The following is a 26344-nucleotide window of genomic DNA, read 5'->3' as shown; positions in this document are numbered from 1 at the left end:
ATAAGTAGAAGCGTGTTCTCACCGAACAAAGTCGTACACCTTTTTCGGAACATGCACGGGAGCGATCTTGCGCCGCCAGTATTATCTGCTCGACGTCTTCACCGATCGGCCGCTTGCCGGCAATCCGCTCGCGGTCGTCATCGAAAGCGGCGGGCTCGACACGACGGCGATGCAGAAGATCGCCGCCGAATTCAATCTCTCGGAAACGGTCTTCGTCCTGCCGCCGCGCGATCCAATCAACACCGCGCGGCTGCGCATCTTCACGCCGAAAGCGGAACTGCCGTTCGCCGGACATCCGACGATCGGCACCGCCGTGCTCATCGGCGAATTGCGCGCTGCGGGCCTGATGCGCAGCCAGGACGTGCGCATCGTGCTGGAGGAAGCGGTCGGCGATGTCTCATGCCTCGCGCGCCATCGCTCCGGCCAGGCGCGGCAGGCGGAATTTACGTTGCCGAAACTGCCCGTCCAGATCGCCGAAGCGCGCCCGCGCGAAAAGATCGCTACTGCGCTTGGCCTCACGCCGTCGGACATCGGCTTCGGGCGGCATCAGCCCGCCGTCTTTTCCGCCGGCACGCCGTTCACCACCGTCCCCATCGCCAGTCTGGCGGCGCTCGCGGCGGCGCGGCCACGGCTCGATCTCTTCGATGATGCCTTCGTGCCGCCAGGACCGGCGCATGCCTACCTTTACGCGGCGGCCGATGACGAGGCTTCACACGATTTCGAGACGCGCATGTTCGCGCCGACGCTCGGCGTCTACGAAGATCCCGCGACCGGCGCAGCGGCGGCGGCCTTCGCCGGTGTGGTCATGCAGTTCGAGGATGTGCCCGACGGCCATCATGCGCTGACACTTTTGCAGGGTGTCGCCCTTGGCCGGCCGAGCCGGATCGTGCTGTCGCTCGATGTCGAGAACGGCGCGCTCGTCGAAGCTGCGGTCGGCGGCTCGGCCGTGATCGTCGCCGAAGGAAAGCTCGATCTGTGAGCACGGCGCGCATCGCCGAGATCGCCACGATCGACATTCGCCTGAGCACCGCGCCGTGGAATTTCACGACCGAGCGCGCCGCGGAGATCGAGGCCAATTGGCAAAGCCGGCTGCGTGATAATCCCGCGCTCTACAACGGCAAGATCCTGCTGACGGACAAGATCGCGCTCAGCACCGCACCAGCAACCGCGCGGCTCGAAGGCGCCTGCTTCGTCGCCGAATACAAGGCCTTTCAGGCCTGGCGCGATTTCGGCTGGCCGGGCGAAGTTAAAAATCTCTTCGCCATGGCGGCGCTCCGCTCGGCTGACGGCGCCTATCTGCTCGGCGAAATGGCGCCCTGGACTGCCAATGCCGGGCAGATCTATTTCCCTTGCGGCACGCCCGACCTCGACGACCTCGCCGGCGAGAGGCTTGATCTCGAAGGCAGCATGTGGCGCGAGTTGCGTGAGGAGACGGGCTTCACCGATACGGATTTTGCTGAAGCGCCGGGCTGGAGCGTCGTCTTCGACGGCGCGCTCATTGCCTGCATGAAACGGCTGCAATCGCCCCTGCCCGCCGCCGATCTTCTGGCACGGGCGAGTGCCTTTCTGGCACGCGACAAAAACCCGGAACTCGTGCGGCTTGTCCCCGTCTTCGGCGCCGCCGACATCGGCGCGGGCGTGCCGGATTTGATGCGCGCCTGGCTCAAAAACGCCTTCGATAGCGTCTAGAGCACATCTCGCGTGCTCTAGGTGTGATAGCCGTGCCGTTCCTCCGATTGGCGGATGAGGCTCAGCCCCTCGCCGGCGTGGCCCGCGGCACAGGCCTCCGCCGCGCGCGACAACTCGTGCTGGATCTGCGCATAGACCGATTCATTGACGTTGCCGGTGCGATGGTCCGCATTGACGACCGCTTGATAGTGATCGAGCCGCGCCGTGCAGGCGTTCTGGGCCGCCGCCGGATGAAGCCCGCTGCCCGACGCCAAAGCCGCCAATGCCGCGCACATCCGCCAAGCCCGCATTTCGCTCTCCAGAATTGGCAACCGACCCGTGCCAATTGGAGCGATTCGGCGCCCGCCGGTCAAGCGGCCCAGTTGACAAGCGGCGCGCGGCTTTTCATTTTGCGGATCGAGCTGGGTGAGGAAAAGTGCAGCGGTTTTCCGCCCGCGCCCGCTCAAAAATGGCGATGGAGTTCGCCATGTAACCGCCCCTGGGGCTGATGACTCCTGCAATTAACGTCCCGCGCGACGGCAGGAGATTTATGTGCAGAGCCCCGTTTCCCGCTTCCTTTTCCGCTTCTTTCCGGGCGCAGTCTTTTGCTGCGCTCTTTCTCCCGACATAAAGGCAGGCCGCGCATGTGGGCTTATGTGACGATCGCGATCGGCGGCATCTTCGGCTGCTGGGCGCGCTATGCGATGACGAATACGGTCCAGGGGTTTTTCGGGCGCGCCTTTCCCTACGCAACCTTGTCGGTCAACATCCTCGCCTGCCTGCTGATCGGCTTTCTCTTCACCGTAACGGTGGAGCGCATGGTCGTTCCGCCCGCCATCCGGCTCGGTATCCTCACCGGCTTCATCGGCGGCTTTTCGACGTTCTCCACTTTTGCAATGGAGACCTTTCTGCTCGCCGAACAGGACCAATGGGGCAAAGGCGCGCTCTATATCTTTCTTTCCGTGCTGCTTGGACTCGCGGCCACCGCCGCGGGCGTTGTCGCCGCACGTGCAATTTAGAGGCAATGCCATGGCAAACGAAATCACCGTCGTGCGCATCTACCTGCGCGAGGCCGACAAAGGCCATCACGAAACCTTGATGCGGGAAATCCTGAAGATTTTGCACGACCAGCACCGCGTGAAAGGCGTCACCGTTTTCCGCGGCGTCGCCGGATTCGGCGACACCAGCGAGGTGCATGGGACCGATCCGCTCTACGTGCTGGCAAGCCTCCCGCTCGTCATCGAATTCTTCGACGCACCCGAGAAAATCGAGGCGGCCATCGGCGCCTTGAACGGGCTGTTGCCGGCGGGGCATATTGTCACCTGGCCGGCGACGTCACGCTGACGGACGGCGTCCAACGCAACTTTGGCCCGGCTGTTGCGTTAACTCGCAACGGTTTCGTTGCACGGGAGGGTGGGTTGGACGAAATATCGGCTGCACAATTGCGGGCGGCGCGCGGCCTGCTCGGCTGGGTGCCGGAAGAGCTTGCCGAAAAGGCGCACCTCCCGCTCGCGGCGCTGCTCGATTACGAATGCGGCGCCCGCCCCATGCTCGCGGAGGCGGCGAGCCGGTTGAAATACGTGCTCGAACAGGCGGGCGTCGTGTTCGCCGACGATGAAACCGGCGTCAGCCTGTTGCCGGCGCCGAAGGTTGTGCCGCTCGAAAAACTCAATTCGAGCAACGACGAATAGAGCGTTTTCGAGCGAAGTGGACGCCGGTTCGCGTGAAGAAAACGCGCCAAAAATAAATCCTGGAGCCCAGGCTCCGGGTCAACTTGCCGCTTCGGCCGTGAATTTGGCGAGGAGTTTCGCCAAGGCCTCGCGCGCGGGCGCCGTCAAAGCGCCGAGGCCATAGCGCACGGCGAGCCAATCCACGTCCGTATAGGTGAGGTTGGCATTGCCAGCCTCGTCCTCCCACGCCAGAACCCGCAACGGCAAGTCGAGGCCGATCCTCTGGTCGGCCTGCATCAGCGGCGTGCCGCCTTTCGGATTGCCGAAGATCAGCACTTGCGTCGGTCGCAAAGCCAGACCGGCCGAGGCCGCGCCGGCGGCATGATCGATGCGCGCGAAGATCGTGATACCGGCGGCGCGCAATGCCGCTTCCAGCCGCTCGAGCGTCTGGCGCGCGGAATAATTGCTGGGAATCGTAATCAAGCCATCATCCGGCATCGCGACCCTCACGACTGAGCCCAGGGCGCCTGGGCGAAATGCTTGGCCAGAAAGTCCATCAGAACCGAGACGCGCGCGGGACGCATCGCGCTCGGCGGCGTGACGAGGTGAAGCGCCCCCGGCGCCGTCGTCCAGTCTTGTAGCATGGCCTCGAGGCGCCCTTCGGCAATATCGCGCCAGACCAGAAATTCCGGCTGCAAGGCGATGCCAAGTCCATCGAGGAGCGCGGGCTGGAGTACGTCGGCATTGTTGGCGCGGATCGGCCCGGAGACCGCGACGCTATATTCGCCCTGTTTGGGATGGCTGAAATGCCAGACGTCGCGGCTGCGTTGATAGGTGTAGAGGAGCGCCGTATGCGCGGCGAGATCCTTGGGATGCGCCGGGCGGCCACGGCTGGCGAAATAGGCGGGCGCGCCGACGAGCAGGATGCGCACGCGGCAAAGCCTGCGGGCCAGCAAGCTCGAATCCGGCAGGCTGGAAATGCGCAGCGCCAGATCGAAGCCGTCACTGACGAGATCGATGATGCGGTCATCGAGGCTGAGTTCGATCGAGACGTCCGGATAGAGCTTGAGAAAAGCCGGCAGCAGCGGCGCAAGATGAACGATGCCGAACGTCATCGGCGCGGCAACCCGTACCAGCCCGCGCGGCGCGGTGGATTGCGCCGTCGCTTCGGCCTCAACGGCCTCGCCTTCCGCGAGGATGCGGCTGGCCCGCTCGAGCGTCGCCCGCCCCGCCTCGCTCAGCGACAGGCGCCGCGAGGTGCGGTGAAACAGAGCGTTGCCGAGGCGCAGTTCAAGCCTGCCCACCGCCTTGGAGACGGTCGCCTTGGACAGGCCGAGTTCGGCCGCCGCACGGGCGAAGGAGCCCAGCTCCGCAACTTTGGCGAAGACCGCCCAGGCCTCGAAATCCGGAAGCTTCGACATATCAACATTGGAAACAGTTTGTTTCTATCATTTCTATTTCAGATTTAATCGGCGAGATCAATATTCCTCCCAACAGAGCGGTCAAGACCGCAGGAGAGGATCAAGCCATGATCGAACGCAGACCCTTTGAAACGCTCGGCGGCGCCAACCACGGCTGGCTCGATGCCAAGCATCACTTTTCCTTTGCCGACTATGACGACGACAAGCGCATGGGCTGGGGTGCCCTGCGCGTGTGGAATGACGACACCATCGCGCCGCAGTCGGGCTTTCCGCCCCATCCCCACCGCGACATGGAAATCATCACCTATGTCCGCGAAGGTGCGATCACGCATCAGGACAGCCTTGGCAACAAGGGCCGCACCGAGGCGGGCGACGTGCAGGTGATGAGCGCCGGCACCGGCATCCGCCACGCTGAATACAATCTCGAACCCGGCACGACACGGATCTTCCAGATCTGGATTCTGCCGCGCGAGCAAGGTCACGGGCCGTCGTGGGGCGCCAAGCCTTTCCCGAAGGGTGACCGCACCGGCCATTTCGTGGCTTTGGCGAGCGGTTATGCCGAGGATAACGACGCTTTGCCGATCCGCGCCGACGCGCGCGTTGTCGGCGTGACGCTCAAGGCCGGGCAGACGGCGGATTATCCGCTGGGCGAAACGCGGCACGGCTATCTCGTTCCCGCCAAGGGCGCGGTCGAGGTCAACGACGTCAAGCTCAACACCCGTGACGGCGCCGCCGTCTTCGGCGAGAAAGTCCTGCGTGTCAAAGCGCTGGAGGATGCCGAAGTCGTGCTCGTCGACGCGGCGTAACGAATAAAGCGGCGGTGCCATCGGCATCGCCGCTTTTCTTTCCGTAAAAGCCAATCAGCGAGGCAAACATGGCAAAGGTTCTGGTGCTCTATTATTCCGCCTATGGGCATATCGAGAAAATGGCCGAGGCGGTCGCCGAAGGCGCCCGCGAGACCGGCGCCACGGTCGATATCAGGCGCGTGCCCGAGCTTGTACCCCCCGAGGTCGCGAAGGCTTCGCACTTCAAGCTCGATCAGGCGGCGCCTGTCGCCTCGATCGCCGAACTGGCCGATTACGACGCCATCATCGTCGGCACCGGCACGCGCTTCGGCCGCATCTCGTCGCAGATGGCGAGCTTCCTCGATCAGGCGGGCGGCCTGTGGGCGCGCGGCGCGCTGAACGGCAAGGTCGGTGCGGCTTTCAGCTCGACCGCCACTCAGCATGGCGGCCAGGAAACGACGCTCTTCTCCCTCATCACCAATCTCCTGCACTTCGGCCTCATCATTGTCGGCCTGCCCTACAGCTTTCAGGGCCAGATGCGGCTCGACGAAATCACTGGCGGCGCGCCCTATGGCGCAACGACCATCGCCGGCGGCGACGGCTCGCGCCAGCCGAGCGAGAACGAACTCGCCGGGGCGCGTTTCCAGGGCCGGCATGTTGCGGAAATCGCGACGAAACTCTTCGGCTGAGCGGGTCTTTTCGGTCGGCCGGGAAAGATCGGCCGAATGGGTTCGTACAGACGTAAAAAATTCAGCTATGATCCGGGGCATGGCACGGCCCCGGAGATCCGCATGAAAATGCCACTCCTTGCGACTTTGTTCGTTCACGCCGAATCCACTTTCACCGACGGCGAGCCGCCACGCCTGCGCGAACTCATCTTCGGCCTCCTGTCCGGGAATATCCCGGCGGCCTCCGTTCTCGACCGGCTCGACCCGGCCTTTGCCGATGAAATTCGCGCCTATGTCGCGTATCGCGGGTTGAGCGCTGAAAATTTCATCGCGCAGGCCCTGCTCGCCTTCGCCCTCGATATCGCCGACAAATCCTGGGGTCAGGCCACAAGGAGCCGCAGGGCGCAGGGCGACGATCCGGAGGCCGGTGTCATCTCCGATGTTCTGGCGGAAATCATGCGCCAGCGACGCGATCGGGAGATTTTTCTTGCGTGGCCGGAGTCGGCCCGCGAATCGCATGCGACGTTGGGACGCCGCCGCGGCTGAACAGAATTTCGGCTGCCTGTGACTTTTTGGCCCAAAGTGCAGGCGCGATGCGTGCGACAGGTTGTGAGTTCGACCACATGGCGGTCGCCAGCGTCACATAGCGGTCACTGTCTTCCCTTCTGGTGGTGGAGATGATCGCGTTGATTGGATTCGTCGGAGTGGAATATGGATCTTCGGACACCTGAGCCGATCGATCAGCATCCGATGACGCAAATGCCGTTTCGGCTGATGTGGGCTGAGCGATTGCGCCATGCCGATCTCGCCGCCGTTCACCTGATCTCGCGCTCCGCGCGGCCGGCGATAGGACGCATTTCGGCCGTCGCGATCAGCAAGCTTGGCAATAGCTGGCTTTACCTCATCATCGTTCCGATCATCTTCAGCGGCCTCGGCCGCGAGGGCTTTCGCGTCGTTTTCCTCGGCGCGCTGAATGCAGCGCTGCTGCACCTGATGTTTCCGATCATCAAGCGCAAGATCGGCCGGCGGCGGCCATTTCAGGCCGATCCACGCCTGCGCTCATTGCTCGCGGTGCTCGACGAACATTCCTTCCCCAGCGGCCATACGATGACCTTGTCCGGCGTGCTGACGCCGGTCGTGCTCGTCTGGCCGGGCGCGATTCTCTCGGCGCTGGTTCTGCTGCTGCTGATGGCCTGGTCGCGCATCGCCACGGCGCATCATTATCCGAGCGATATTTTCGGCGGCGCCATTCTCGGCATCGTGCTCGCCTATCCGCTCTCGATCCTCGTCCTCGCCATCTGGTAGTTCAGGCAAGGGGCGCGCGAGCGATTCCCTTTTTTTCAAGATCACGTGCGACGCGCAGGACAAGATCTTCGCGCCAGGGCGCGCCAATCACCTGAACGCCAATCGGCAACGTCTCGCCCTCAGTCCAGAGCGGCACCGTCACGGCCGGCAGGCCGATGAAGGAAATCGGCTGCGTATAAATTCCGAGATTGGCGCGCACCGTAACCTCCGTGCCTTCGATCTCGATCGTCTTCTGCCCCGAAAGCGGCGCCCGGCACGGCGTTGCCGGGGTGAGAATGATATCGACCTCCTCGAACAGCGCGGCGACACGGCGATGAAACCATGCGCGCAATTTCTGCGCCCGTAGCAGGCTTTCAGCCGGGATCATCGCGCCGGCAAAAAGGCGGTCGCGCACCGCCGCGTCGAAATCCTGCGGTCTCCCGCGCAATCGTGGAAGGTGGAAGGTGGCGCCTTCTGCCGCGGTGATAACGAAAGCCGCCGCCCGCGCCGCGGCCGCCGCGGGCAATACAACCTCGCGCGTTGCGCCGAGCGCAGCGGCGACCGCATCGACGGCGGCGAAACATTCAGGCCGGCCGCCGCGGCGAAAATAATCGCCGGCCACGGCGATGCGCAGGCCCGCGCCGCTGTCTTCAATCAAAGGCAGAACCGGCTCGACAGCACGCGGCGCTTGCGCCGGATCGGCGTCATCGCGCCCTTGCATGACGTCATAGACGAGCGCGAGATCGCGCGCCGAGCGCGCCAGTGCGCCGACATGATCGAGACTGGCGACGAACGGAAAGACGCCACGCCGCGACAGACGGCCATACGTCGGCTTTAGGCCGAAGAGGCCGCAGAGCGAGGCCGGAACGCGGATCGAGCCATTGGTGTCCGAGCCAAGCGCGAAGGCCGCCATGCCGGACGCCACCGCCGCCGCCGAACCGCCGGAGGAGCCGCCGGTCATATGGCGCGGATCGTGCGGGTTCAGCGAATTGCCGTCATGCACATTCTCGCCGGTGAAGCCATAGGCATATTCATCCATATCGAGCGCGCCGAGCAGGACCGCGCCCGCGCCATCGAGCTTTTCAACGACAAAGGCATCGGCCGCAGCCGGCGGATTGTCGCGATTAATCTTCGAGCCGGCGCGGGTGACGAGACCTTCGATGTCGTAAAGGTTCTTCACCGCATAGGGCACACCGGCGAGCGAGCGCGGCGTGTTCTCCGCGTCGAGCGTCTTCGCTTTGGCAAGCGCGCGGTCACGCGTCACGTTGGTGAAAGCATTGAGTTCTTTATTTCGCGCCGCGATCTCGGCGAGCGCCGCCTCGGTCACGGCCTGCGCGGACAATTTGCCGGCGGAGACGGCAGCGGCGATCTCTTCCGCGGTGGCACGCGAAATCTCTTGCGTCATGTCGCGCCTCAGGCCCGGAAGACCGGCGCCGGCTCGGCGAGATCGTCGAGTGGAACCTGCGCGACGATTTCGATTTGCCGCGCGATGAGCCGCAGATTGGCGATGATCTCGGCGCGGTCGCCTTTGTCGATCGGCAATTTGAGCAAGGCCGCTAGGGCATCGCACCAGGCGTTGATAGCTTGATCTTCCATGACCTGATTTCGAAATGTCCGTGGGCGTGATGTCAATAGAGCTTTTTATTGTAGAATTTCAGTTCGAGCTTCCCGTCGTTGCCGGCAGACGGATTCCCTTCGTAATGCGTGATGCCGCAATTGACCGGCTCTTCCTCCGCATCCAGCCGAATGAATTCCGCCGGAGTCAATCGCTCGATATTTGCCCGCCAGGACAATATCATCAGATGATGCGTTATCATAAGAACGCGCTGCCCCGCGCATTCGCGGATAAGCATCGTAATCACGGCACGCGCCCGATCCCGCACCTGTGAAACGGATTCGCCCTGGGGCTGCTGATACCAGTAAGGACCGAGCAAATCGCGCAGCTCCTTCTGCTCAGGATGGAGCACATGCATCACACGGCGATCATTATAAAGTAGCGCGAGTCCATGCTCCTGCTCGCGGATGCGGTCTTCCTCGATCATTCTGACGTTCTTCAACCCCGGCCATTCGCCGCAGATCTCCGTGAGCGTGTCGCATGTCCGACGGTATGGCGAATAGAAGATCACGTCGGGTGGCGAAATCACCTCGTGAAGATGTTTGCCCGTTATGCGCGCCTGATTGCGCCCGGCCTCTGTCAGCGGCATTTCGAAGTCGCTGAAGTCGAGCGTGTATCTGTCTTTGACTTCAAGCGCCAGGCGGCGTGCTTCCGGCGACCGATGATCCAGCTCGAATGCCTTCAGGAACGCGTCATAGAGCGAATCTTCCCGCTTCTTCTGCCTAAGCTCATTGTAGGCGGATTCGGCATGCCGGACGAGCGTAACACTTGTGGGCCACTTCATGCCTTGTTCCACCAACCCGAACGACAAGGCAAATTAGAGGAGCGATGACACCAGGTCAAAGCGACAGCGCGTGAACGCCGATTATTCGGCCGCAACCTTCAAAGCACCGCGGATCGTCGTGCGCAGATCGTCGATGGGCGCGAGTTTGCCGTTGCGCTCGACATGCCAGAAGGTCCAGCCGTTGCAGGCCGGAAGCCCTTGCGCCAGGGCGCCCACCTTATGGATGGAGCCGACAATGGAGAGTTCCGCGCCGGCGCTGGCGAGCATCAGGGTTCCGTCGGCGCGCACCAGAGCGCGGTGGCGCTTTTTCTCGTCGCAAAGCATCGCGCCCGGTGCAATCAAACCCGCTTCAACGACGGAGGCGAAGGCTACGCGCGGTTGTGCGCGTTTGCTCGGCGCGGCGCTGACCGCTTCGTCCGGATAAGGTTCGGCGGCGGCGATACGCGCCCGCGCCGCTTTGGCATAAGTTTCGTCACGTTCGATGCCGATGAAAGAGCGGCCGAGTTTCTTGGCGACGGCGCCGGTCGTGCCGGTCCCAAAAAACGGATCGAGCACCAGATCGCCCGGCTGCGAGGCCGCGAGCAGCACGCGCGCCAGCAGCGCCTCGGGCTTTTGCGTCGGATGCGTCTTGGAGCCTGTCTCGTTCTTCAGCCGCTCGGTGCCCGTGCAGATCGGCAGGAACCAATCCGAGCGCGCCTGGCAATCCTCATTGCCCGCCTTCAGCGCCTCATAATTGAATGTGTAGTTCTTGGCCGCGGCACTCTTCCCCGCCCAGATGAGAGTCTCATGTGCATTGGTGAAGCGCCGGCCGCGAAAATTCGGCATCGGATTGGCCTTGCGCCAGACGATGTCGTTCAAAATCCAGAAACCGAGATCCTGCAGGATCGTGCCGACGCGGAAAATGTTGTGATAGGAGCCGATGACGAAGATCGTCGCATTGTCCTTCATCACCCGCCGCACACCGGAAAGCCAGGCGCGGGTGAATTCATCGTAATCGGCGAAGCTGGCGAATTTGTCCCAATCGTCATCGACGGCATCGACGAGACTCTGGTCCGGCCGCGACAGGGTCTGCTCAAGCTGCAGATTGTAAGGCGGATCGGCGAAGACGAGATCGATACTCGCCGGCGGCAGACTCGCAAGCTTCTCGAGGCAATCGCCGACAAGAATCTCGTTGACGGGAAGAACGCTTTGGACTGCCGGAGAAGCAACGGCCGGGACAAGCCTGTGCGAATGCTCAGTACGCAAGACCTTTAGCTGAGACTTCGTGACGGCCGTCCCGGCACGTGCAATACGCATGAACACTCACCGGATACGCGACGAACACGAGTCAATTTGCGCGAAGCCGGTAAAATCCGCGTTTAGATTGATGCCGGGAACCTGTCCCTTTTCTGAACGATATGATTAAAAGAAACTTGCAGTCTGGCTTAAGCGACGTCGGCCGCTCTGAACGGCGAGAAGCTCATGCGATGATAGGGGCATGGCCCGTGCTGCGCGATTGCGGCGAGATGTTCGGGCGTCGCATAGCCGACATGACGGCTGAAGCCGTAAACGGGATAGAGCCTGCAAAGCCGCGCCATCAACCTGTCGCGCGTCACCTTGGCGACGATCGAGGCTGCGGCGATGGAAAGCGAGCGCGCGTCGCCGCCGACGATTGTTTCGCCCGCGCAGCACAGCGCCGTCGGCAGATCGTTGCCATCGACGAGCGCATAGCGCGGCGCGAGTGCGAGCGCGGCGAGCGCCCGCCGCATGGCCGTCAGACTCGCTTGCCGGATGTTGATCGCATCGATCTCCGCGGCGCTCGCGAAGGCGACCGAAACGGCGAGAGCATGGCGCATGATCTCGTCATAGGCCGCAAGCCGCGCCTCCGCCGTCAGCGCCTTCGAATCATTGACGCCCTTCGGCAAACGCTTGGGATCGAGGATAACCGCCGCCGCCGCGACCGGCCCGGCGAGCGGCCCGCGCCCGACTTCGTCCGTCCCCGCCACCGGCCAGACGGCGTCTTTCGCCAAAAGCCGCTCGTAGCGGAAATGCGGCAGAGAAGGTTTTTTCGCCATGCCAGAGCCTTTACGGCAGCTCTTATCCAAATAATGAGACCGCTTTCGGACGGAAAACCGGTTTCCACTTTTCCTGAAAGCAGTCTAGCCGCCTGAGCCAAGCTCTTAAACCCCGGATGAGACGCCGCGCAATCCGCGCCAGGCCCATGCTCACAGCAATTCAAGCTGTAATTGCTCGTCCTTCCGCCGCGGCGGCGTAAAGAGATCGTGACGCAGCTTGACCCTCGTCCTAGCAAAACCGAGCTTCGTCACCGCCGCCTCGAACCGCCGGCCGACCATCCAGGCATAGGGCCCCGAGCCGACCATCCGCTTGCCGAATTGCGAATCGTAGATCTTGCCGTCGCGCGTCGACCTGATGAGCGAAAGAACGTGGCGCGCCTTGCTCGGATAATGGGCGAGCAGCCATTCGCTGAAGAGATCGCTCAATTCGAGCGGCAGACGCAGCATCACATAGCCCGCCTCGCGCGCGCCGGCAGCCCGGGCGCGTTCGAGGATGGTTTCGATCTCCGGATCGTTCAATGCCGGAATGACCGGCGCGACCATGACGCAGGCGGGCACGCCCGCCTCGGCCAGCGCCTTCAGCGTCGCGAGCCTTTTCTCCGGCGTCGCGGCGCGCGGCTCCATCCGCCGGGCAAGGACCGGATCGAGGCTCGTCACCGAGATGGCGACCTTGACGAGGCCCTTCTGTGCCATCGGCGCGAGAAGATCGAGGTCGCGCAGCACGAGCGCGGATTTGGTGACGATGCCGACCGGATGATTGGTGCGCGCCAGAACTTCGAGCACCTGCCGCATCACCCGATATTCGCGCTCGATCGGCTGATAAGGATCGGTATTGGTGCCGATGGCGATGGTGCGCGGCTGATAATTCTTCGCCGCCAGCTCGCGCTCGAGCAGCGCAGCCGCATCGGCCTTGGCGAAGAGGCGCGTCTCGAAATCGAGCCCCGGCGACAGGCCCATATAGGCGTGGGTGGGCCGGGCGAAACAATAAACGCAGCCATGCTCGCAGCCGCGATAGGGGTTGATCGAGCGGTCGAAGGAAATGTCCGGCGAATCGTTGCGGGTGATGATCGTCTTCGCCCGCTCGAGCGTCACCGTCGTCTTGAGCGGCGGCGGCTCATCCTCGGCCGCCCAGCCATCATCCGCAGGGGCATAGGCGAGCGGCTCGAAACGGCCGCCGACATTCGATTGCGCCCCACGCCCACGTCGCGGCATAAGAGGCCGCGCATCTTCGACCCTGGGGGCCGGATCGAAGACGCGCGGCGGCCGAAGCGAAGGCGGCGCCGCTTGGGCTACACGGCGGCCAGCTTCGCCAGGAGTGGAAACTGGGGTTGAAACCTTGCCCGAAACCTCGGTACGAGACCTTGGCTGCGTTCTCGGTTGCGGAAGAACTTTAGCTGCCATTTGCGACGGCTCAATAAAGGAACAGGATGAGAACAATAACGGAACAAACAGAGAGCTGTCAATCGCGCTCGCGCCAAATCCTGTCGGGGCTTGAGCGTCGGCGATGATTTCCCTGATCGTTCTCTGCCCGATGGCCACCGGCCCCAGCGCCACGGAAGGGCAAACCGCCGAAGCCGTGGTGCGAACCCTCTCGGCCTTCGTCGGCGCGGCGGTGCGCGGCCTGGTGCGCGAAGCCATTCTCGTCGGCCCGCCGCACATGAAGCTTGGCTATATCGCAGACCACGCCGGCAGCGCCTTTTTCGAGGCCAAGACGGAGGCCGATGGCATCGCCCACGCCCTCGCCGCCAGCCGCGCGGCGCATGTCCTCATCGTCCGCGCCGGCTATGTGCCGGAGACCGGATTTGCCGAGGCGATCGAGGATCTGCTGCGGTTCGGCAAGGCCGAGAACCAAGGCTGGCTGATGCGCGGCAGCGCGAGACGGCCAATCGAAAAAATCCTGACGCATCTCGTGCGACCCGCCGCGCTGCTTGCGCCGCGGCGGCTCTGCCTCAACGTGAAAGCGCCGGACTTCGCCAGCCTCGTCAAGGCGACGCGGGCGCGGCCCGCAAGCCAGATCAGGCTGCGCGCGGTGATCTGAGCCCTCCGAGAAATCTCTTAGCTTTTGAAGGCTCGGCTCTTAAAGCGGCGCATGAGCCTTGCCGAAAAGTCTCACAACTTTTAGGGGCTCACCTTCTTAACGCGGCGCATGAGCCTTGCCGAAAAGTCTGCAACTTTTAGGGGCTCATGCGCTATTGCGCGAACGTGTTGCAGGAATCGATCTGGCCGGATTTCAACCCGGTCTCGAGCCATTGCACGCGCTGGGCCGCCGAGCCGTGCGTGAAGGAATCCGGCACGGCATAGCCCTGCGCCGCCTTTTGCAGACGGTCGTCGCCGATCGCTTGCGCGGTCGCGACCGCCTTCTCGACATCGCCCTGGTCGATGACATGATATTTGGTCTGCGCGTTATTGGCCCAGACCCCGGCAAGACAATCGGCCATCAATTCGGTGCGCACGGAGAGCGCATTGGCCTGCTCCTGGCTGTCGGCGTTCTGCTCCGCCGCCTGGATTTTCGTCAGCATACCGAGCTGATCCTGGATGTGATGGCCGATCTCATGCGCGATCACATAGGCATAGGCGAAATCGCCACCGCCGCCATACTTCGTCTGCATGTCGCGGAAAAACGACGTGTCGAGATAGACCTTCTTGTCGACCGGGCAATAGAACGGCCCCATCGACGCGGCGGCGCCGCCACAGCCGGACCGCGTGAAGCCATTGTACAGAACGAGATGCGGCGGCACGTATTGGATGCCCTTTTGCGCCGGCAGAACCTGCGACCAGACATCCTCCGTTTCCGCCAGAATTGCCGAAACGAATTGGCCGATCTGGTCTTTTGGCACGCCGGTCTCGGTCGAAGCCTGTTGCGCCGGCTGTGCCGGCGAGCTCTGCGTGGCGCTTTGGCCACCGCCCTGGATCATTTCGGCGCCGCCGATGAGGACGCGCGGATCAATGCCGAGCGCCCAGCCGATCAAGCCGAGAATGATGATCGCACCAAGACCGAGATGGCCGGCGCCAATCCCGCCCGGCGCGCCCAAGCCGCCGCCGATAGACGGGTCGCTGGAATCATCGCCGCGCCGGTCCTCGACATTGTCCGACCGGCGGAAATTCTGCCATTCCATGCGCGCGGCTCCCTCTTTTTCAGCGGCACTTTATCACGTTCCGCAAACGCGCAAACCTTGCTGTGCGCTGGAGCGCATACCCCGCAACGATCTAGCTAGCCAGGGACGCCGGCGATGACACGTGCGGGGGAAGCGCGAGTTGATAATTCTCGCTTCGCAGAAGCGCAAACAGGTCCTGCGCTGATTCATGCCAGGTCCGAACCGGAAATAACGGCGGAATTCTCTTGCCGGCAAGGCTCTCACGCAGGCGCGCGGCGAGAGAGTCCACGTCAAGCGCTTCAAAATAGCTGGCGGCGTCGCCGGCGATCTCGCGGAAAACCGCGATATCGCTGGCGATAATCGGCAGCCCGAACTTTGCCGCTTCGACCAGCGGCAAACCGAACCCTTCCGACAGGCTCGCGAAAATCAGGCTCGTGGCATGACGATAGGCATAGGCGACATCAGCGTCGCTGGCCTCATCAAACCAGAACAGGCGGCGCCCGAACTCAGGGTGCGTGCGGATTTCCTCGCCGATCGAGCGCGCGTTCCAATACATCCCCCCGACGATGAGATAGCGGACCTCGGCGCCGTCGCGCCAGAGCCTGTCGAACGCGGCGAGGGCGGTGCGATGGCCCTTGCGCGGCTCCACCGTGCCGACCATCAGGAAAACCGGCGCGGATTGAAAAACGCCGGCAAGCTTCGGATCGACCCCGCCGGCAGGCTCTCCATCTTGAAAATCGGCGCCCAAATGATTCCAGCCGATGCCCAACCCCGGCCGATACGGGAGGCCAGCTTCAACGATATAGGCGCGGATATCTTCGGCGGCGCTCCCGGACACAGTCACAATCCCGTCCGCCAGCGAAACGCCCCGATCGACCAAAGTGCGCAAGGCCGGCCCGGTGTCCGCCGGGAAAAGACCCGGATACATGAACGGAAGAATATCATGCAGCCCAAGGACGACATGGGCGCCTTTCCGGACAGCGGCTTCCATCAAGCGAATGAAAGTGGCCGGATCGTTCCCCATCCAATCGAAGAGAAAGAGAATATCGCCCGTCTCGATCGTCAGCTTCCGCCCTGGCATCTGTTGCGGATAGGCCGGCGTCAGATCGAGGGATTTCGACACGATCATGGGAACGCCGCAGCCTGTTTCGGCGCCCCCTTTCGCATATTCGCGGATGACGCGCGCAATTCCCGTCGCGCCATGATGCGCGGAAAGAGTGACGTCGAACAAAATCCGCGGCCGTTGCAAAGGCGCGAATTGCACCGGCGCGAGAAGCTTGACGGGCAGCGGCGCCGGTTCATGCCATTTCGCCTCTCGGGGCTTGTGCAATGAGCCGTCATGCAGGTAGCCCAATCCGACGAGCCGCGTCACCGTCCAATAGAAATTCTGCAGATGTTGCGTCACGAAGCGGAACCATGAGCTTCTATAAATCCGCTCGGCAAGCGGATTGGCGCTGGCCGGCGAACGCGCGCCGGCAACCGCAACCTCCGCCTGCAAATGATCGATCTGCCATCGAACAAATTTATCCGGTTCAATCATTCGCGCGCTCGCAACTTGCGACAATTATCTTCGCCGATTTCAATCAAGATTATTACGGCTGTTGCAAGGGCCGCAAAGTCTGATCTCATTCGGCGCGGTCAGATCTTATCGATCTTTTTGGCCAGTTCGCGCAGGTCCTGCCAGGCGAATTTCTTGTGCGAGGGCTGGCGCAGCAGATAGGCCGGATGCAGCATGGCCATGGCCGGGATGATCGTGCCGCCGCGATCATAATCCACCCAGCGGCCGCGGCTGCGCATGATCCCTTCCTTGATGCCGAGCAGCGTCTGCATCGAAGGCGCCCCGAGGCAGATGAGGATTTTCGGCGCGACCAGCTCGATCTGGCGGCGCGTGAACGGCAGGCAGACACCCGTCTCCAGCGGCGTCGGCGTCCGGTTGCCCGGAGGCCGCCAGGGCACGACATTGGCAATGTAGACCTTGGTGCGGTCGAGGCCGATGGCGGCGAGCATCTTGTCGAGCAATTGCCCGGCGCGGCCGACGAAAGGCCGGCCAATGCGATCCTCGTCCGCGCCCGGCGCCTCGCCGACGAACATGATGTCGGCTTCCGGATTGCCGTCGGCGAAAACAAGCTGCGTCGCCGTCGCCTTCAGGCCGCAGCCCTCGAAGGCGAGAAGCTCCGCCCGCAAATCCTCCAGGGTCTGGGCCTTCACCGCTTCCGCGACGCCGGCGAACGGCGGTGACAATGGCGGCGCACTCATCGGTACGCGCGCCGGGACCGTCGCCGGGCGGCGAGGCATGGGCGCGGGCATGGGCGCGGGCTGGACGCTCGGCGGCCGTTCAAGATTTTGTGACTCGGCGAAGCGATCATGCGGCATGTCGTCGACGGCGAGATCGACGCCCATATCTGCGTACCAGCGCAACAGCCGCGTCAGTGCCGCCGGCGATGCCTCGTCAGGCATGGCTGGGCTCAAGCGCCGCCGGGACGGCGTGCTGCTGCGCGGCCCTCGGCCCATAGGCGGCGAGGAACATCGACACCGCCGCATCGACATGATGGCGGATCACCTCCTCGGTGATCTCTTCGAAATCCGGTACCAGCAGCTTGATGATATGGCGGTTGGCCACAACGGACCCCAGGAACAGCCTGGCTGCGAGGGCCGGCTCCGAACAGTTCAGTAAGCCCTCCCCGGTCGCATATTCGAGATAGGCGGCAACATCCTTCATAAGCTGGTGGGGGCCCTGTTCGAAGAAGATGCGGCCGAGTTCCGGCGTGCGCTGGACCTCGGCGATGACGATGCGGAAAAAACACAGGGGGTCTTCATTCAGCAGCATATTCAACAAATTAAATCCAAGCTGCCGCAAAACCTCGCGCGGATCGTTGCGCTGGCCGATCTCGCGCTCTACGCTACGATAGATGCGTTCGCTGCGGCCGCGCACGACTTCCGAGAACAACCCCTCCTTGCTGCCGAAATGCCGGTAAAGCGTCTCCTTCGAGGCGCCGGCCCGCGAGGCGACGATCTGCATGGTGGCGTCATTGAAGCCAAGCTCCAGAAAAACGCTTTCGGCAACTGCTGCAATTTCATCACGCCGCTTCTCGCCGCGCGGAACTCGCCTCATCCTCAACATGATTCTTCGGAGCCCTTTGGTTGACAATGCGTAAAGCCCACCATATACGAACTCTTCAGTTCGGTTAAGCCCCGAATTTCAACAATTGTTCAACGGATGCGCTGCGGCAAATCCGGCTCGAATAGACATCTTCCGACCGAACGCTGCGGTGCATCGTCATGGCCAAATCGCGCTCCGACACCGATCTTCCCGTCGCCGAGGACGGCTCCACCCAGGGTGCGCCGCCGCAAGCCGCGCCCGTCCCCGAGACAAAGCCCGCGCCGCCCCCGAAGAAGAAGCGACGCACGACGATGTGGATCGTCCTCCTTCTCCTGTTCGGAGGCCTCGCCTTCACGGGTTACGAATACTGGCTGGCCAACCGTGACTTTGAATCCACGGACGATGCCTTCATCGACGGCCGCGCGGTCACGATCGCCCCGCAGGTTTCGGGCAATGTCGTCTCGCTGGACGTGACCGATAACGAGTTCGTGAAAAAGGGTCAGCCGCTGATCCACATCGACAATCGCCAGTATGTGATCGATGTCGAGAACGCCAAGGCCAATCTGGCGACGGCGGAAGGCCAATATAGCGGCTTCCAATATGCCGCCGAGGTGGCGAAGAAAAACTTCCCGGCGCAGCTCGACGCGGCGAAGGCCCAACTGGACTCGGCCCAGGCGCTGCTCGTGCGTGCACAGGCCGATTATGATCGGCAGAAGTCGCTGCCGTCGCGTGCGACGACGCAGCAGGAGGTCGACGCCGCCACGGCCGGCCTGCGGCAGGCGCAGGCGCAGGTTGCCAGCGCGCAGGCGCAGGTCGAGCAGGCAGCGCCAGTGCCGGAGCGCATCGCCCAGGCCGTTTCGCAGGTCGCACAATTCCACGGCCAGATCGATCAGGCGAAAGCCCGGCTCGATCAGGCTCTGCTCAATCTGTCCTATACGATCGTCACCGCGCCGCAGGATGGCTGGATCACCAAGCGCAATGTCGAGGTCGGCACCTACGTGACACCGGGGCAGCAGATTTTCTCGCTGGTCTCGCCGCAGATCTGGGTGACGGCGAATTACAAGGAAAGCCAGCTCACCAAAATGCGTGCTGGCCAGCCGGTGACGATCACCGTCGACGCCTACCCCGATCTCAAGCTCAAGGGCCATGTCGACTCGATCCAGCTCGGCTCAGGATCGCGCTTCAGCGCTTTCCCGCCTGAGAACGCAACGGGCAATTTCGTCAAGATCGTCCAGCGCGTTCCGGTGAAGATCGACATCGACACCGCTCTCGATCCGAAGCTGCCCCTGTCGCTCGGCCTTTCCGTGGTCCCGAGCGTGAAGGTGCAATGAGCTCGGAGGGGACTCTCAGATTGCCAGGTGGCGGCGGTGGCGCAGCCCCGCCGTCGGCGCCTGTCGCGCCGCAGGCATTACCGCCGAAGCGCGCCGCGCAGGATCCGTTCAGCCTTGGATGGGAACCGCGGCACAATCCCTGGGCGGTCGCGGTCGTCGTCACGCTCGCGGCCTTCATGGAGATTCTCGATACGACGATCGTCAATGTCGCGTTGCCGCACATCGCCGGCAGCCTGTCGTCGAGCAACGACGAAGCGACCTGGGCGCTGACCTCCTATCTCGTCGCCAACGGCATCGTGCTGACGATCTCCGGCTGGCTCGGCAGCCTGCTCGGCCGCAAGCGCTATTTCCTGATCTGCCTTGCGATGTTCACGGTCTGCTCGTTCCTGTGCGGTATCGCGACGAGCCTGCCGCAGCTTATCCTGTTCCGTCTGCTGCAAGGCTTCTTCGGCGGCGGGCTGCAACCGAACCAGCAATCGATCATCCTCGATTATTTTCCGCCGGCCAGACGCAGCGCCGCCTTCGGCCTCACCGCCATCGCGACCATCGTCGGCCCGGTGCTTGGCCCGACGCTCGGCGGCCTCATCACCGATTCGACGTCCTGGCGCTGGATTTTCTTCGTCAACGTGCCGGTGGGCATCGGCGCCGTGATCCTCGTCTACATTCTGGTTCAGGACCCGCCCTGGGTGAAGCGCGAGCCACGGCCGATCGATGGCATCGGCCTCGGCCTCATTGCGCTTGGTCTTGGCTGTCTCGAAGTGATGATGGATCGCGGCGAGGACGCCGACTGGTTCAACTCGAGCTTCATCGTCATCATGGCGATGCTGTCGGTCACCGGCCTCGTCGGCTCGGCGGTGTGGCTCTCCGTTGCCAAGAAGCCGATCATCAGTCTTGCCATCTTCAGGGACAAGAATTTTACCGGCGGCTGCATCATGATCGGCTGCGTCGGCGCCATTCTCTATGCCTCGTCGGTCATCATCCCGCAATTCGCCCAGCAGGTGCTCGGCTACACCGCGACCTGGGCGGGCATGATCCTGTCGCCCGGCGGCATCATCATCATCATGCTGATCCCGCTCGTGGGGCGGCTCATGACGGTGATGCAGACGCGCTATATCGTGGCGATCGGCTTCTTCCTGCTCGGCGTCGCCTTCATCTTCTCCTCCAAGCTGGTGCTCGACATCACCTATCTGCGGCTCGTCATGATCCGCTCGTCGCAGACCATCGGCCTCGCCTTTCTCTTCGTGCCGATCAGCACCATCACCTATTCGACCTTGCCGCGCGAGTTGAACGGCGACGCCACCGCCCTGTTCTCGATGTTCCGCAATGTCGCGGGCTCGATCGGCATCGCAGCGTCAACAGCGATGATCCAGCAGCGCTCGCAGTTGCATCAGACCTATCTCTCGCAATGGGCAAATCCGTTCTGGGAGCCTTTCAAGCAGTTGGTCGCCCGTTATCAGGCCTCGCTCGAAGCCATCGGCCATCCGGCGGCGCAGGCGTATCAACTGGCGCTCGGACACGTCTATCAGGACTTCCTGCAACAGGTTGCGGTGATGGCCTATTCCGACGTGTTCAAGGGCTGCGCCGTCGTCGCATTCGCATTGGTGCCGCTCTGCTTCATGCTCTCGCCCATCAAAGGCGGCCGCGGCGGCGGAGGGGGTGGCCATTGAGCGTGTCTGCGGCGCGGGGGACACACAGAACGACAAAGTCTGCGGATCGCGCAAAACGCCATTTGGCTTGGCGTCGATTCGGTTAAATAAAGGTTGTGCGGGGGTAGGTTCGTGAAAAGTTCACGGTTGATAGCTGGCATTTCGCTGGCGTCGCTCTTGGCCGGCTGCGGCGTCGGGCCGAATTTCGTGCCGCCCGATCCGTCGCTGCCGCAGAACTCGTTTTTTGCCGCTGCCACGCATAAGCCGGTCGTCTCCACCCGCTCCAACGAGGCGCCGGTCGATCCTGATTGGTGGGCTTTTTTCCGTGATCGCGAGTTGACCTCGCTCGAGCAGCGCGTCGCCGCCACCAATCTCGACGTACGCACGGCGACGATCCGCCTCGCTGAAAGCCGCTATCAGCGCGGCGCCACGGCCTCGTCACTGTTCCCCACGCTCGACGACAACGGCTCCTATAAGCGCTACCAGATCAGCAACAGCGTCATCGAGGGCGTTGCCGGCGATCAACTCCCGCCCAGCGCGCTGGCGCCCTTCAACCTATTCCAGCAGGGCTTTGATGCGTCATGGGAGCTTGATATCTGGGGCCACGTGCGGCGTCAGATTGAAGCGGCCGATGCCGATATCGATGTCGCGGCCGACCAGCGCCGTGGCGCGCTCGTCTCGGCGCTGGCGGAAGTGGCGCGGGATTATGTTCAGCTCCGCGGCATCCAGGAGCAGATTCGCATCGCTCGGACCAATGTGAAGACCGAGACCGACATTCTCGATATCACCAAAGACCGCGAGAAGACCGGCGTCGTCACCGGCCTCGACGTCGAGAACGCGGCGGCGCAGGTCGACTCGCTGCGCGCGACCATCCCCGATCTCGAACGCCAGGAATCCGAGGCGATCAACGCCCTGAGCCTCCTGCTCGACGCGCCGCCCGGCGGCCTTGCCGCCGAACTCGCCGCGCGCGGCGTTATTCCGCCGCCACCGCCGCGCATCCCCGTCGGCATTCCCTCGGACCTCGCCCGCCGGCGGCCGGATATCCGCCAGGCCGAGGCGCAATTGCACGAAGCGACGGCCGACATCGGCGTCGCGGAGGCGGCCTTCTATCCGACCGTCACGCTTAACGGCACCGTTGGATTCCAGGCGCTCGATCTGAAGAGCCTCTGGAAGGGCTCGTCGCTGGAATATAATTTTGGTCCGGGCGTGACCATGCCGCTGTTCGAAGGCGGCAAGTTGACCTCGACGCTCAATCTGCGCACCGCGCAACAGCAGGAAGCCTGGATCAATTACCACGAGACAGTGCTGAAGGCCTGGCACGACGTGGTCAACGCCCTCGTCGCCTACCGCACGGAAGCCGCGCGTCATCGCGAACTGCTGCAACAGGTCGATCACGCCAGCAAGGCGCTCGACCTCGCCCGCAGCCGCTATCGCGACGGCGTCGAGCAATTCGTCACCGTGCTCGATGCCGAGCGCACGCTTCTTTCCGCGCAACAGCAGGCGGCGCAGAGCGCGACCAATGTCTCGACCTATATCGTCGCGCTCTACAAGGCGCTTGGCGGTGGCTGGGAGAACAACTTCCCGCCCGAGCCGCACGCACCGCTCACGGCGGCGCTGCCGGGACTGTAGCTATTCAAACGCGACGCTGAGCCCGCGCCGCTCGCATTCCGCAGTGATTCCGGCGGCGATCCTCTGCAGATCCTCGACGGCGATCTCTTCGTCCTCGTGCGGCGGATCCCAGGTGAGAATCTCGTCGAGCCGGATGACGAAGTCCGCCGGCTCCTCGATATCCGGCAGATCCTTGACGGTATAGATCGTCAGGCGCTTCTCGCCGCTCGACACGCGAAACGCGCCCTCGGTGAGCTCGACGGCCAATCGTGCCCGGGCGCTCAAAAGCGCGCCCCGGCGTGGCCCGTTATGCCCGCTCCCACCATCCGCTGCTCCTCACTGCGGCGACGACCTTGCGCATCACGCTCGGCAAAGCCTCGGCCTCAATATCGCTGACCCAGCGGCAGCCTTGCGGCGGCTTTGTGCCGCGACGGCCATCCGCGACGAAAATATCGAGAGTTAGAATAAAATGCGTGAACTGGTGCATGACCGTGACATCAAGGCGATGATAATCGGCGATCAGCGGGGCGTCACGCAAGGCGTTCGTTGGGTCGTAATCCGCGCTCCACTCCGTCCCCGGAAATTCGCTCATGCCGCCGAGCAGGCCCTGTGGCGGACGGGTGCGCAGCAATAGCTCTGCGCCGCGGCGCAGAAAGAACGCCGCCCCGCGCCGCGCCGGACGCGCGGCTTTTGCCGCCTTGCGCGGCCAATCCTCCGGCGACAGGCGCGCTGCCGCCAGGCAGAACGTATTGAGCGGGCACAGGCCGCAGAGCGGCCGGCGCGGCGTGCAGATTGTCGCGCCGAGGTCCATCATGGCCTGCGCAAAATCGCCCGGCCGCTCTGGATCGAGCAGGCTTCGCGCGTGCGCCGCGATCAGCGGCTTGGCCGCGGGCAGCGGCGTGTCGATCGCATAGAGCCGCGCGATGACACGCTCGACATTGCCATCGACCGCGACGGCCTGCCGCCCGAAGGCGATGGCGGCGACCGCACCCGCCGTATAGGGGCCGATGCCGGGCAATTGCCGCAGCTCCGCTTCCGTTGCCGGAAATTGACCGCCATACCACACCACGACGGCCTTGGCGCAGGCGTGGAGATTGCGCGCCCGCGCGTAATAGCCGAGCCCCGCCCATTGCTGCATCACGGCTTCGACCGGCGCAGCCGCCAGAGCCGCGACATCCGGCCAGCGGCGACGGAAGGCGTCGAAATACGGCTTCACCGCCGTGACCGTCGTCTGCTGCAGCATGATCTCGGAGAGCCAGACGAGATAGGGATCGGCCGTCTCGCCCGGCTTGGCGCGCCACGGCAGATCGCGGCGCTGGCGATCATACCAGGCGAGCAGCGCCGCGGCCGGGCTGCAGCGCTCCCCTTTGGGCGTCTGGCGCAGGGGCTGATCCATGCTCAGCCTCTATCAGCGCCCCATTCTGTCCGCCACCCCAATCGTATATGACGGCGGTATGCGCCCCTCGATCCTCGATCCCCTGTTCGCGCCGGCGACCGGTCTCGCCGGGGTTGGGCCGAAGATCGCCAAGTTGCTCGACAAATTGCTCGGCACGAGCGAGGGCGCGCGCGTCGTCGATCTCCTCTTTCACCTGCCGGTGAATACGATCGACCGCCGTCACCGCGCCAGGATCGCCGAGGCTCCGCGCGATCAGATCGTGTTGATCGAGGCGCAAGTGGTCGAGCATCGGGCGCCGCCGCCCCGCTCGCGCGCGCCCTACAAGGTATTGGTCGAGGACGGGACTGGCGACGTTCTGCTGGTCTTCTTCCTTGCCAATCATGCCTGGATCGAAAAGGCCCTGCCTATCGGCACGCAGCGCTTCATCTCCGGCAAGCTGGAACTCTGGGAGGGCCACCTCCAGATGGTGCATCCCGACCGCGTGGTCGATGCCGAGGGCCTCGCGCAAATGCTGCTCGTCGAGCCTGTCTACGGGCTGACCGAAGGCCTCGCGCCCCGCGTGCTGGCGAAGATCATCGGCGCCGCCCTCGCGCGGCTGCCGAAATTACCAGACTGGCTGGCGGAAAGCCGCGCCAAACCGCCGAATCTGCCGGGCTTCACCGAGGCGCTCGCGATAGTGCATCATCCGCCGGAGCCGGAGGCGATCTCGCCCAATGCGCCGGCGCGGCTGCGGCTCGCCTATGATGAATTGCTGGCGCATCAACTGGCGCTCGCTCTGACCCGCGCGCATCTGCGCCGCACGGCCGGCCACAGCCATAAAGGCGACGGCACCCGCAGCGGCGCGATCCGTGCCGCCCTGCCCTTCACGCTGACCGGCGCGCAAGAGGCTACACTCGCCGAAATCCGCACCGACCTCGCCGCGCCGGAACGCATGTTGCGGCTGCTGCAGGGCGATGTCGGCTCGGGCAAGACAATCGTCGCGCTGCTGGCGATGGCCGAAGTTGTAGAGGCCGGCCGCCAGGCGGCCTTGATGGTGCCGACCGAAGTGCTCGCCCGCCAGCACTTCGAGTCGATTGCGAAATATGCCGAACCTTCCGGTCTGCGCGTCGCTTTGCTCACCGGCCGCGACAAAAGCGCAGAGCGCACGCGCACGCTCGCGGCGCTGGCCGAAGGCGCGATCGATATCGTCATCGGCACCCACGCCTTGTTTCAGGAGAGCGTCGCTTTCCACGACCTCGGCCTCGCCGTCGTCGATGAGCAGCATCGCTTCGGCGTGCATCAGCGTCTGGCGCTCGGCGCCAAGGGGGCCGGCGCCGATATCCTGGTGATGACCGCGACGCCCATTCCGCGCACGCTCGTCCTGACCTATTTCGGTGACATGGATGTCTCGACGCTGCGCGAGAAGCCACCCGGCCGCCAGCGGATCGAGACACGCGCGCTGCCGCTCGACCGCATCGGCGATGTCATAGCGCGCCTGCAAAGCGCGATTGCGAGCGGCGCCCGCGCCTACTGGATCTGCCCGCTGGTCGCGGAGAGCGAGGCGCTCGACGTCGCGGCGGTCGAGGAGCGTTTTGCCGCGCTGAAGGAGATTTTCGGCCCGCGCGTTGGCCTCGTCCACGGCAAGATGAAGGGCGCCGACCGCGACAAGGCCATGGCCGCCTTCGCCAAGGGCGAGACGCAGGTTCTTGTCGCGACGACGGTGATCGAGGTCGGCGTCGATGTGCCCGAAGCCTCGATCATCGTCATCGAACATGCCGAGCGCTTCGGCCTCGCGCAATTGCATCAATTGCGCGGACGCGTCGGACGCGGGCGCGCGCAATCGACCTGTCTCCTGCTCTACAAACCGCCGCTTGGCGAAACTGCCAAGGCGCGGATCGAGATCATGCGCGAGAGCGACGACGGCTTCCGCATCGCGGAGGAGGATTTGCGCCTGCGCGGCGGCGGCGACGTGCTCGGCACGCAGCAGTCCGGCCTCCCCGGCTTCAGACTGGCGGAGCTCGATGTTCATGCCGACCTGCTGAAACTCGCGCGCGCCGAAGCGCAAAACATTATCGCCACCAATCCCCGTCTCGAAGGCGCACGCGGCAAGGCGCTGCTCGCCCTGCTGCATCTCTTCGAGCGCGAGACGGCGGTGAAATTGCTGCAGGCGGGGTAACCGACGTCGTCATTGCGAGCGAAGCGAAGCAATCCAGCCTTTGACTTCTGGATTGCTTCGTCGC

29 protein-coding genes and 1 riboswitch are annotated in these 26344 nt (G+C 63.8%); of the genes, 14 read left to right on the top strand and 15 right to left on the bottom strand.

The window, feature by feature from the left end; genetic code table 11:
• Positions 1–67: 67 nt before the first annotated feature.
• On the top strand, positions 68–979 hold the full coding sequence (locus tag CWB41_RS09755) for a PhzF family phenazine biosynthesis protein (protein ID WP_342633310.1): 912 nt from the start codon (positions 68–70) through the stop codon (positions 977–979).
• Entirely contained in the window at positions 976–1689 is a 714-nt protein-coding gene (locus CWB41_RS09750; RefSeq protein ID WP_115836900.1) for an NUDIX hydrolase, read from the top strand. The genes CWB41_RS09755 and CWB41_RS09750 overlap by 4 nt, the downstream gene beginning before the upstream one ends.
• 17 nt (positions 1690–1706) lie before the next feature.
• Here the strand turns inward: CWB41_RS09750 and CWB41_RS09745 are convergent, their stop codons facing one another.
• A complete protein-coding gene (locus tag CWB41_RS09745) occupies positions 1707–1979 on the bottom strand; it encodes a hypothetical protein (protein WP_129396458.1) in 273 nt (90 codons plus the stop codon).
• Positions 1980–2130: 151 nt separating this feature from the next.
• Positions 2131–2193: riboswitch (Fluoride riboswitch) on the top strand.
• A gap of 119 nt (positions 2194–2312) precedes the next feature.
• On the opposite strand from CWB41_RS09745, the gene crcB reads away from it, so the two are divergent.
• The 3 genes from crcB (at position 2313) to CWB41_RS09730 (ending at position 3359) form a co-directional block, all read left to right on the top strand.
• Positions 2313–2687 (top strand): fluoride efflux transporter CrcB, encoded by a 375-nt coding sequence (crcB, locus tag CWB41_RS09740; RefSeq protein ID WP_115836902.1) that lies wholly within the window; start codon positions 2313–2315, stop codon positions 2685–2687.
• Between the two features lie 10 nt (positions 2688–2697).
• Entirely contained in the window at positions 2698–3012 is a 315-nt protein-coding gene (locus CWB41_RS09735) for a DUF190 domain-containing protein (RefSeq protein ID WP_115836903.1), read from the top strand.
• A gap of 74 nt (positions 3013–3086) precedes the next feature.
• Positions 3087–3359, top strand: coding sequence for a helix-turn-helix domain-containing protein (locus CWB41_RS09730; protein WP_115836904.1), 273 nt, complete (start codon positions 3087–3089; stop codon positions 3357–3359).
• Between the two features lie 78 nt (positions 3360–3437).
• Here the strand turns inward: CWB41_RS09730 and CWB41_RS09725 are convergent, their stop codons facing one another.
• The gene (locus CWB41_RS09725; RefSeq protein ID WP_245441022.1) at positions 3438–3821 is read right to left on the bottom strand and encodes a DUF302 domain-containing protein; all 384 of its coding nucleotides are present in this window, start codon (positions 3819–3821) and stop codon (positions 3438–3440) included.
• 23 nt (positions 3822–3844) lie between these two features.
• The gene (locus tag CWB41_RS09720; RefSeq protein ID WP_115836905.1) at positions 3845–4759 is read right to left on the bottom strand and encodes a LysR family transcriptional regulator; all 915 of its coding nucleotides are present in this window, start codon (positions 4757–4759) and stop codon (positions 3845–3847) included.
• 107 nt (positions 4760–4866) lie between these two features.
• On the opposite strand from CWB41_RS09720, the gene CWB41_RS09715 reads away from it, so the two are divergent.
• The 4 genes from CWB41_RS09715 (at position 4867) to CWB41_RS09700 (ending at position 7517) form a co-directional block, all read left to right on the top strand.
• Entirely contained in the window at positions 4867–5565 is a 699-nt protein-coding gene (locus tag CWB41_RS09715; RefSeq protein WP_115836906.1) for a pirin family protein, read from the top strand.
• A 68-nt stretch (positions 5566–5633) separates the two neighbouring features.
• Positions 5634–6233, top strand: coding sequence for an NAD(P)H:quinone oxidoreductase (wrbA, locus tag CWB41_RS09710; RefSeq protein WP_115836907.1), 600 nt, complete (start codon positions 5634–5636; stop codon positions 6231–6233).
• Between the two features lie 102 nt (positions 6234–6335).
• Complete coding sequence (locus CWB41_RS09705; protein WP_129396457.1) at positions 6336–6758, top strand: hypothetical protein; 423 nt, start codon at positions 6336–6338, stop codon at positions 6756–6758.
• Between the two features lie 165 nt (positions 6759–6923).
• On the top strand, positions 6924–7517 hold the full coding sequence (locus tag CWB41_RS09700) for a phosphatase PAP2 family protein (RefSeq protein ID WP_115836909.1): 594 nt from the start codon (positions 6924–6926) through the stop codon (positions 7515–7517).
• A gap of 1 nt (position 7518) precedes the next feature.
• Here the strand turns inward: CWB41_RS09700 and CWB41_RS09695 are convergent, their stop codons facing one another.
• From CWB41_RS09695 to CWB41_RS09670, 6 genes are all read right to left on the bottom strand, one after another.
• The gene (locus CWB41_RS09695; RefSeq protein WP_115836910.1) at positions 7519–8901 is read right to left on the bottom strand and encodes an AtzE family amidohydrolase; all 1383 of its coding nucleotides are present in this window, start codon (positions 8899–8901) and stop codon (positions 7519–7521) included.
• Between the two features lie 8 nt (positions 8902–8909).
• Entirely contained in the window at positions 8910–9092 is a 183-nt protein-coding gene (locus CWB41_RS09690) for a DUF4089 domain-containing protein (RefSeq protein WP_115836911.1), read from the bottom strand.
• Between the two features lie 32 nt (positions 9093–9124).
• Positions 9125–9922: a histidine phosphatase family protein gene (locus CWB41_RS09685; protein WP_129396456.1), complete on the bottom strand. Its 798-nt coding sequence runs from the start codon at positions 9920–9922 to the stop codon at positions 9125–9127.
• Positions 9923–9976: 54 nt separating this feature from the next.
• Positions 9977–11191 carry a site-specific DNA-methyltransferase gene (locus CWB41_RS09680; protein WP_115836913.1) on the bottom strand — a complete coding sequence of 405 codons (1215 nt, stop codon included), beginning with the start codon at positions 11189–11191 and terminating at the stop codon, positions 9977–9979.
• A gap of 128 nt (positions 11192–11319) precedes the next feature.
• Positions 11320–11949, bottom strand: coding sequence for a ribonuclease HII (locus CWB41_RS09675; protein ID WP_115836914.1), 630 nt, complete (start codon positions 11947–11949; stop codon positions 11320–11322).
• Between the two features lie 150 nt (positions 11950–12099).
• The gene (locus tag CWB41_RS09670) at positions 12100–13161 is read right to left on the bottom strand and encodes a PA0069 family radical SAM protein (protein ID WP_115836915.1); all 1062 of its coding nucleotides are present in this window, start codon (positions 13159–13161) and stop codon (positions 12100–12102) included.
• Between the two features lie 292 nt (positions 13162–13453).
• Here CWB41_RS09670 and CWB41_RS09665 point away from each other — a divergent pair, with 292 nt between their 5' ends.
• On the top strand, positions 13454–13987 hold the full coding sequence (locus tag CWB41_RS09665) for a hypothetical protein (RefSeq protein WP_115836916.1): 534 nt from the start codon (positions 13454–13456) through the stop codon (positions 13985–13987).
• A gap of 151 nt (positions 13988–14138) precedes the next feature.
• Here the strand turns inward: CWB41_RS09665 and ypfJ are convergent, their stop codons facing one another.
• The 4 genes from ypfJ to CWB41_RS09645 form a co-directional block, all read right to left on the bottom strand.
• Positions 14139–15065: a KPN_02809 family neutral zinc metallopeptidase gene (gene ypfJ, locus CWB41_RS09660; RefSeq protein WP_115836917.1), complete on the bottom strand. Its 927-nt coding sequence runs from the start codon at positions 15063–15065 to the stop codon at positions 14139–14141.
• Positions 15066–15156: 91 nt separating this feature from the next.
• The gene (locus CWB41_RS09655; RefSeq protein ID WP_115836918.1) at positions 15157–16584 is read right to left on the bottom strand and encodes a glycosyltransferase family 4 protein; all 1428 of its coding nucleotides are present in this window, start codon (positions 16582–16584) and stop codon (positions 15157–15159) included.
• Positions 16585–16682: 98 nt separating this feature from the next.
• Positions 16683–17501, bottom strand: coding sequence for a uracil-DNA glycosylase (locus CWB41_RS09650; protein ID WP_115836919.1), 819 nt, complete (start codon positions 17499–17501; stop codon positions 16683–16685).
• A complete protein-coding gene (locus CWB41_RS09645) occupies positions 17494–18156 on the bottom strand; it encodes a TetR/AcrR family transcriptional regulator (RefSeq protein ID WP_165204211.1) in 663 nt (220 codons plus the stop codon). Before CWB41_RS09645 ends, CWB41_RS09650 begins: the two co-directional genes overlap by 8 nt.
• Before the next feature lie 167 nt (positions 18157–18323).
• Here CWB41_RS09645 and CWB41_RS09640 point away from each other — a divergent pair, with 167 nt between their 5' ends.
• The 3 genes from CWB41_RS09640 (at position 18324) to CWB41_RS09630 (ending at position 22750) form a co-directional block, all read left to right on the top strand.
• Positions 18324–19475, top strand: coding sequence for an HlyD family secretion protein (locus tag CWB41_RS09640; RefSeq protein ID WP_115836921.1), 1152 nt, complete (start codon positions 18324–18326; stop codon positions 19473–19475).
• Entirely contained in the window at positions 19472–21142 is a 1671-nt protein-coding gene (locus CWB41_RS09635) for a DHA2 family efflux MFS transporter permease subunit (RefSeq protein WP_115836922.1), read from the top strand. Before CWB41_RS09640 ends, CWB41_RS09635 begins: the two co-directional genes overlap by 4 nt.
• 111 nt (positions 21143–21253) lie before the next feature.
• Complete coding sequence (locus CWB41_RS09630; RefSeq protein ID WP_115836923.1) at positions 21254–22750, top strand: efflux transporter outer membrane subunit; 1497 nt, start codon at positions 21254–21256, stop codon at positions 22748–22750.
• Here the strand turns inward: CWB41_RS09630 and CWB41_RS09625 are convergent, their stop codons facing one another.
• Positions 22751–22996 carry an Imm74 family immunity protein gene (locus CWB41_RS09625; protein WP_245411295.1) on the bottom strand — a complete coding sequence of 82 codons (246 nt, stop codon included), beginning with the start codon at positions 22994–22996 and terminating at the stop codon, positions 22751–22753.
• 40 nt (positions 22997–23036) lie between these two features.
• Complete coding sequence (gene mutY, locus CWB41_RS09620) at positions 23037–24125, bottom strand: A/G-specific adenine glycosylase (protein WP_115836925.1); 1089 nt, start codon at positions 24123–24125, stop codon at positions 23037–23039.
• Between the two features lie 58 nt (positions 24126–24183).
• Between mutY and recG the strand changes: the two genes are divergently transcribed.
• Positions 24184–26280, top strand: coding sequence for an ATP-dependent DNA helicase RecG (recG, locus tag CWB41_RS09615; protein ID WP_115837120.1), 2097 nt, complete (start codon positions 24184–24186; stop codon positions 26278–26280).
• Positions 26281–26344: the final 64 nt, after the last annotated feature.

Origin of the sequence: Methylovirgula ligni (assembly GCF_004135935.1) — a bacterium.
GTDB lineage: Bacteria > Pseudomonadota > Alphaproteobacteria > Rhizobiales > Beijerinckiaceae > Methylovirgula > Methylovirgula ligni.
This window is presented reverse-complemented; position numbering and strand designations above follow the sequence as displayed.